Annotated in this window: 7 protein-coding genes; 5 read left to right on the top strand and 2 right to left on the bottom strand. The window is 68.3% G+C overall.

Annotation, left to right across the window (positions count from 1 at the left end; genetic code table 11):
* From RMO04_RS13610 to RMO04_RS13600, 3 genes are all read left to right on the top strand, one after another.
* Nucleotides 1–690 (top strand): 3-deoxy-7-phosphoheptulonate synthase (locus RMO04_RS13610; RefSeq protein ID WP_309645311.1); only part of this gene is annotated, 690 nt, incomplete at its 5' end.
* Nucleotides 691–816: 126 nt separating this feature from the next.
* The gene (locus RMO04_RS13605; RefSeq protein WP_309645310.1) at nt 817–2,190 is read left to right on the top strand and encodes an MATE family efflux transporter; all 1,374 of its coding nucleotides are present in this window, start codon (nt 817–819) and stop codon (nt 2,188–2,190) included.
* Between the two features lie 34 nt (nt 2,191–2,224).
* Nucleotides 2,225–2,623, top strand: coding sequence for a VanZ family protein (locus RMO04_RS13600; protein WP_309645309.1), 399 nt, complete (start codon nt 2,225–2,227; stop codon nt 2,621–2,623).
* On the opposite strand, the gene RMO04_RS13595 is transcribed toward RMO04_RS13600, so the two are convergent.
* Together RMO04_RS13595 and RMO04_RS13590 are read right to left on the bottom strand one after the other, a co-directional pair.
* A complete protein-coding gene (locus RMO04_RS13595) occupies nt 2,620–3,522 on the bottom strand; it encodes a cobalamin biosynthesis protein CbiG (RefSeq protein ID WP_309645308.1) in 903 nt (300 codons plus the stop codon). The two genes, RMO04_RS13600 and RMO04_RS13595, sit on opposite strands and share 4 nt — an antisense overlap.
* Before the next feature lie 86 nt (nt 3,523–3,608).
* Nucleotides 3,609–4,610 (bottom strand): NADP-dependent oxidoreductase, encoded by a 1,002-nt coding sequence (locus tag RMO04_RS13590; RefSeq protein ID WP_309645307.1) that lies wholly within the window; start codon nt 4,608–4,610, stop codon nt 3,609–3,611.
* A gap of 119 nt (nt 4,611–4,729) precedes the next feature.
* Here RMO04_RS13590 and RMO04_RS13585 point away from each other — a divergent pair, with 119 nt between their 5' ends.
* Together RMO04_RS13585 and RMO04_RS13580 are read left to right on the top strand one after the other, a co-directional pair.
* Nucleotides 4,730–5,656, top strand: a complete 927-nt coding sequence (locus RMO04_RS13585; protein WP_309645306.1) for a Gfo/Idh/MocA family oxidoreductase — start codon at nt 4,730–4,732, stop codon at nt 5,654–5,656.
* Nucleotides 5,657–5,695: 39 nt separating this feature from the next.
* Nucleotides 5,696–6,172 carry a glutathione peroxidase gene (locus RMO04_RS13580; RefSeq protein WP_309645305.1) on the top strand — a complete coding sequence of 159 codons (477 nt, stop codon included), beginning with the start codon at nt 5,696–5,698 and terminating at the stop codon, nt 6,170–6,172.
* Nucleotides 6,173–6,268 lie beyond the last annotated feature (96 nt).

Here is a 6,268-nt window from a genome sequence, read left to right as displayed (position 1 = left end):
GAGTTCTTCACCAGCCACGAGGCCCTGCTGCTGGGCTTCGAGGAGGCGATGACCCGGATCGATTCGACCTCTGGCGAATGGTACGACACCTCGGCCCACCTGCTGTGGATCGGCGAGCGCACCCGGCAGTTGGACGGCGCTCACGTGGAGTACTTCCGCGGCATCCGGAACCCCATTGGCCTGAAGTGCGGCCCGACCATGGAGGGCGACGACCTGTTGCGCCTGATGGAGGCGCTCAATCCCAAGGACGAGCCCGGTCGCCTTACCCTCTATGGCCGCTTCGGCCACGATAAGATCGCCGATCGGCTGCCGCGTCTGATGGAGGCGACCAAGCGCTCCGGCCGCTCGGTGGTCTGGGCCATCGACCCCATGCATGGCAACACGCTCACCGCCGCCAACGGCTACAAGACCAGGCCCTTCGACCGGATTCTATCTGAGGTGAAGAGCTTCGTGGAGATCGCCAAGTCCGAAGGCGTTCACCCCGGCGGCGTGCACCTGGAGATGACCGGCCAGAACGTGACCGAGTGCCTGGGCGGCGCCCGCGCGCTTACCGAGGGTGACCTGGCCGACCGCTACCACACCCACTGCGACCCTCGTCTCAACGGCGAACAGGCGCTTGAGCTGGCCTTCCTGGTGGCCGAGAAGCTCAAGGAAGAACGGATCGACGCGGCGCTGCGCGCGGCGATCTAGACTTCGCCGGGGCCTGTGCCCCCGAGGCCACCGGCGCCTGGAAAAAGGGCGCCGGCGGCGAAGCTTCGCTTGCCCGCCGCGCGATCAGCCGCCACTTTCCGCGCTTCTTTGAAAACCGGTGCTGCCATGGCCGACCCGGCCCCCGCGACCCTTCCGGAAGGGCGCGAACATGATGTCGTCCGCAGGGAAACCGGCGAGCTGTGGAAGCTCTCCTGGCCGGTGGTGCTATCGCGCCTGGGCATCATGGTCATGGGCCTGTCCGACGCCATCGTGGTGGGCCGGTATTCCGCGACCGAGCTGGGCTATCACGCCCTGGCCTGGGCGCCGACCAGCGTCGTGGTCACCATGGCGGTAGGGCTGCTGACCGGCGTCCAGGTGATGACCGCCCGGGCGATCGGGGAAGGGCGGCGCGAGCTGACCGGCGCGGTTCTACGGCGCGGCCTGGCCTACAGCTTCTGGATCGGCATGGTCTCGATGGTGGTCACCATCGTGGCTGGGCCGGCCTTCCTGCACGTGATCGGCCTCGAGCCCGACCTTGCCGACGGGGCCACCCGGGCGATGCTGATCTTCGCCTTCTCGCTGCCGGGCTACGCCATCAGCGTGGCGGCTAGCTTCTGGCTTGAAGGCCTGGGCCGTCCAGGCCCCGGGGCGGTGATGATGTGGATCGCCAACGCCGTGAACCTAGGCCTGCTCTTGGTGTTGGTGCCGGGAAATTTTGGCCTGCCGGCCCTGGGCGCGGTGGGCGGGGCCTGGGCGACCACAGGCGCGCGGACCTTCCTGGCCATCGCCATGCTGATCTTCATCCTGATGATGAAGGAGGGCCGCGCGCTGGGCGTGTTCGATAAACCGGCGCGTGACCGCGTTTCGGAAAAGGAACAGCGGCGCATCGGCTATGGCGCCGGTGCGTCGAACTTCTTCGAGGTCGCCGCCTTCGCCTCGATGAACATCTTCGCCGGCTGGATGGGCGGCCTGACCGTGGCTGCCTGGGCGGTGGTCCTGAACGTGGCGGCCTTGGTCTTCATGGTGCCGCTCGGTCTCTCCACCGGCACGGCCGTGATGGTCGGCCGGGCCTATGGCGCGCGGGATCGCGCGGGCGTGGTGAGGAGCGGGCTGATCGGGTTTGCGATGACGGCGGCGTTCGGCGCGGTGATCTCGCTGGTGATCTGGCCCGCCGCCGGCCTGATCAGCCAAGCCTACACCTCCGATCCCCTGGTGATCGCCATGGCGTCCACGGCGCTGGTCCTGTCGTGCCTGTTCTTCCTGGTCGATGCGCTGCAGGTGGTGATCGCCCAGGCGCTGCGGGCGCGTGGCGACGTCTGGCTGCCGACTTTCACCCACCTGATGAGCTATGTGCTGGTGATGATGCCGCTGGCCTGGTGGCTGGCCATCCCCATGAAGCTCGGCCTCAACGGCATCGTCTGGGCGGTGATCGCCGCCTCGTTCCTGTCGGCCGGACTGCTGGGCAGCCGGTTTTTCGTCCTAAGTCGCCGGCCCCTTTGACGAACTCTTCACCGCGGCCTGTCAGGACTGCGCCATGGTCCCGACGTCGCAGAAAGCCGCCCGGTTCCTCCTGATCGCCGCCGGCGCCATATGCGTCATCGGCATGGTCGGCCCCTTCCAGGGCGTGGAGGAAAACTTCGTGCCCGCCGACAAGGCGGCGCATTTCATCGCCTTCTACGGCCTGACGGCCTTGATGATGGCGGCATTCCGCAAGAACCGGCGGTTGGAGATCGCGCTGGCCGCCGCCCTGGTCGGCGGTTCGATCGAGATCGCTCAGATGGTGGTGGGGCGCGGGGTCAGTCTCGGCGACCTGGCCGCCGACACCGCCGGCGCCTTCGCCGTCTGGATCCCCATGTGGCTGCAATCCCTGCGCAGCGCGCCCTATGAGGAGCGTCGGGCAGGCGCCGGGGCCAAGGCCGCCGAGATCGCCTAGGCCTCGACGCCCAGGATCCAGCCTTCTTCGCGCTCGGCGTCCGCCACCACATCGGCCGCCGCCGCCTTGCTCGGTCCGAAGGCCGCGCCCAGCTTGCCCGCCTCGTCCAGCTTAGCGAAGTGCTCGGCGGTCACGCGGACCTGGGCCTGGTCCTTGATCTCGCCCGGCATGGGCTGGGCCTTGTAGAGCGACGGATAGACCTCGGCGACCACCACCTCGACTCCGGCCAGGTCCGCCTCGGTCAGCGGCTTGAAGCCGGTCTCGAACGGCCAGGCTTGGAGCGCGTCGCCGCGCGCCAGCTTCATGCGGCGCACGGCCGGTATGCCCAGGATCGCCTGACCGCCGACCGAGCCGTTGTAGTAGAGCTTCCAGATCGACGAGGCGCCCTTGGCCGCCAGGTCGGCGTGGCGGAACTCCGGCAGGTCACCGGCCTCATGGGCCTTGGTGCGCTTGGGCTGCAGGGTGGTGAGCGCGTCCTTGGGCGGGCAGCCCCAGAAGGGGAACGGCCCGCCAGTCAGGCGCCGGTTGATCTCCGACCCCACGCCGAAGCGGTTGTTCACATTGGTCGGCTTGTCGGTGACCATCTTGGCGAGTTGGTCCCAGACGGCGCGCCAGGGCGCCTCGCCCGGCAGGTTCAGGCCGGCGGCCAGGCCGCGCGGGAAGCCCAGGGGAAAGTCGAAACCCACCAGGGCGCGTTCGCCGCGTTTCTTCAGGTCGTCCAGGATCTCGGCCAGCTTCTTCTCGGCCTCGGCGCGCGTGGCCGGGTTGTGGCTCTCGAAGGCCAGGCGGAAGCGCAGGTCGCGCTTCATGACACCGATCCAGACGGAATCCGTCCCCGTCGACGGCTTGGCCGCGGCGCTCCAGTCGACGATCACATAGGCGTTGAAGAGACGGGACACCGGAAAGCTCCGCGAGGGGGTACCCGCGGCTTGTAGCGGCTCGCTTCCGGCGGGCCAACGCCGGAAGCGACCGCGTCCACGGAAACCTAGGCGAGCTTGACCAGCATCTTGCCGAAGTTCTCGCCCGAGAAGAGCGCCAGGAAGGCGTCGGGCGCCTTCTCGATCCCCTCCATGACGGTCTCTCGCCAGGTGAACTTGCCGGCCGCATGCCAGTCGGCGAGCTCGCGGTGGAAGTCGGCCTGCATGTCGTAGTGGCTGGAGACGATGAAGCCCTCCATGCGGATCTGCTTGCCGACCGCCAGGAAGATGTTGGCCGGTCCGGGCGGGGGCGTGGCTTCGTTGTACATCGAGATCATGCCGCAGAGCGCGAAGCGGGCCTTGAGGTTGGCGGAGTTGAGCGCCGCCACTAGGTGGTCGCCGCCGACATTCTCGAAATAGACGTCGATCCCCTCGGGGGCCGCGCGCTCCAGGGCCGCGACGATGGGCTCGGCCTTGTAGTCGATGGCCACGTCGACCTTGAGTTCGTCACGCAGGAAGGCGGTCTTCTCCGGTCCGCCGGCCGAGCCGATCACCTTGTGGCCCCTCAGCTTGGCGATCTGGCAGACGACCTGGCCCACCGCGCCGGAGGCGGCTGAGACGAAGACCACGTCGCCTTCCTTGAGCGACGCCACCCGCAGCAGGCCCGCATAGGCCGTCATGCCCGGCATGCCCGCGGCGCCCAGGAAGGCCTGGACCGGCAGGCCGAAGGTGTCGAGCTTCTGGACCGCCGCGGCGGGGGCGTTGAAGGCCTCGCGCCAGCCGAAGAAGCTCTGCACCAGATCGCCCGGCTTGAAGGCCGGATCGTTGGAGGCGATCACTTCGCCGGTGGCGCCGCCCTGCATGGCCTGCCCGAGCGCGAAGGGCGGGGTATAGCTCTTGGCGTCGTTCATGCGGCCGCGCATGTAGGGGTCGACGGTCATCCAGGTGTTGCGCACGTGGACCTCGCCGGGACCCGGCGCGGGCAGGTCGACGCTGACCAGCTCGAAATTGTCGGCGGTGGGCAGGCCGACGGGGCGGCTCTTCAGGCGGATCTCACGCGAGGTCGTCATCGGGGGTGGCTCCTTACACCGTAAGCGGCGTTCAAACGGATGTTTAAGACAAAGCGCCGTGTGGCGTCGACCCACAACGGCGTGTTAGGCGCGCAGCGAGCGATTTTGGAGCTGAGTCCATGGCTGAACCCCTGCGAGGCGGCGTCATCGGCGCGGGCGTGTTCGGCGGCCACCACGCGCGCAAGTACGCCGGCGCGCCTGGGTCGGTGCTGTCGGCGGTGTTCGATAGCCACCACCCCGACCGGGCCGCGGCCCTGGCCGTGCCCCTGGGCGGGCGGGCTTTCCACAAGATGGAAGAGTTCCTTGAGGCGGTGGACGTGGTCACCGTCGCCTCGCCCGCCAGCGCCCACGCCGAGGGCGCGCTGGCCGCGCTGGCGGCTGGCAAGCCGATCTATGTGGAAAAGCCCCTGGCCGTCAGCCTGGCCGACGCCGACAGGATCATCGCCATGGCGGCCAAGCAGAAGCTGGTGATCGCCTGCGGCCACCAGGAGCGGGTGGTGTTCCAGGCCATGGGGCTGTTCGACATCCCCGAGCAGCCGCTGATGCTGGAGTCCGTGCGCCACGGCACCCCCTCGGAGCGCAGCCTGGACGTCTCGGTGGTGCTGGACCTGATGATCCATGACCTGGACCTGGCCCTGTCGCTGTCGGCGGCCAAGCCGGTTGCGGTGGAAGGCGAGGGCAGGATCGACTTCTCCGGCGGCTGGGACCGCGCCCGCGCCGAGGTCAGCTTCGACGACGGCTTCACCGCGATCTTCGACTCCTCGCGCATGGAGCAGGAGCGCAAGCGGACCATGAGGCTGGTCTATCCGTCGGGCGAGGTGGAGATCGACTTCGTCACCCGGGCCTTCCGCAACACCACGGGTTTCGCGCTCAATCCCGACTATGCCGACACGCCCGCGGTGAAGGACACCCTGGCCACCAGCGTCGCGGGCTTCCTGGCGGCGGTGCGCGGCGAGGCGCCTCGGCCCATCGTGACGGCGGAGGAGGCGGCTCGGGCGCTGGATCTGGCGCTGGCGGTCGAACAGGCGTTGGAGGACGCGGGGTAAGGGCGCTAGGCTGGCGCAAACCTCACGGAGAGCTGCGCCATGGCCGACGCCTATGACTTCTCGTTCAACGCCATCGACGGCGCCGCGCTGCCGATGACGACCTTCAAGGACAAGGTCGTCCTGGTGGTGAACACGGCGTCGAAGTGCGGCCTGACCCCCCAGTACGAGGGGCTGGAGAAGCTCTACTCCGATTACAAGGACAAGGGTCTGGTGGTCCTGGGCGTGCCCAGCAACCAGTTCGCGGGTCAGGAGCCGGGCACCGACGCCGAGATCGCCGAGTTCTGCGCGACCAACGTCTCCGTCGATTTCCCCCTGACCTCGAAGACCGACGTGAAGGGCGACGAGGCCCACCCGTTCTACAAGTGGGCGGAGGCCGAGTTAGGCGAGCCGGCCGTGCCGGTGTGGAACTTCCACAAGCTGCTGGTCGGCAAGGACGGCAAGCTGATCGCCGCCTTCGGCCCGCGCACCGAGCCGCTGGACGGCGAGATCACCGGGGCGATCGAGGCGGCGTTGTAGGCAGTCGAACAAGAATCTGCCTCCTTGGCGGCTATTCTGCCACATGATGGGGCGAAAATTGCCCCTTTGACCGACGTTGACCTGAGAAGATTGTCG

The organism is Phenylobacterium sp., from assembly GCF_031412415.1.
In the GTDB taxonomy this organism is placed as follows: Bacteria; Pseudomonadota; Alphaproteobacteria; order Caulobacterales; family Caulobacteraceae; genus Phenylobacterium.
Note: the sequence above shows the minus strand (reverse complement) of the source record. Positions and strands in the feature narration are given on the sequence as shown.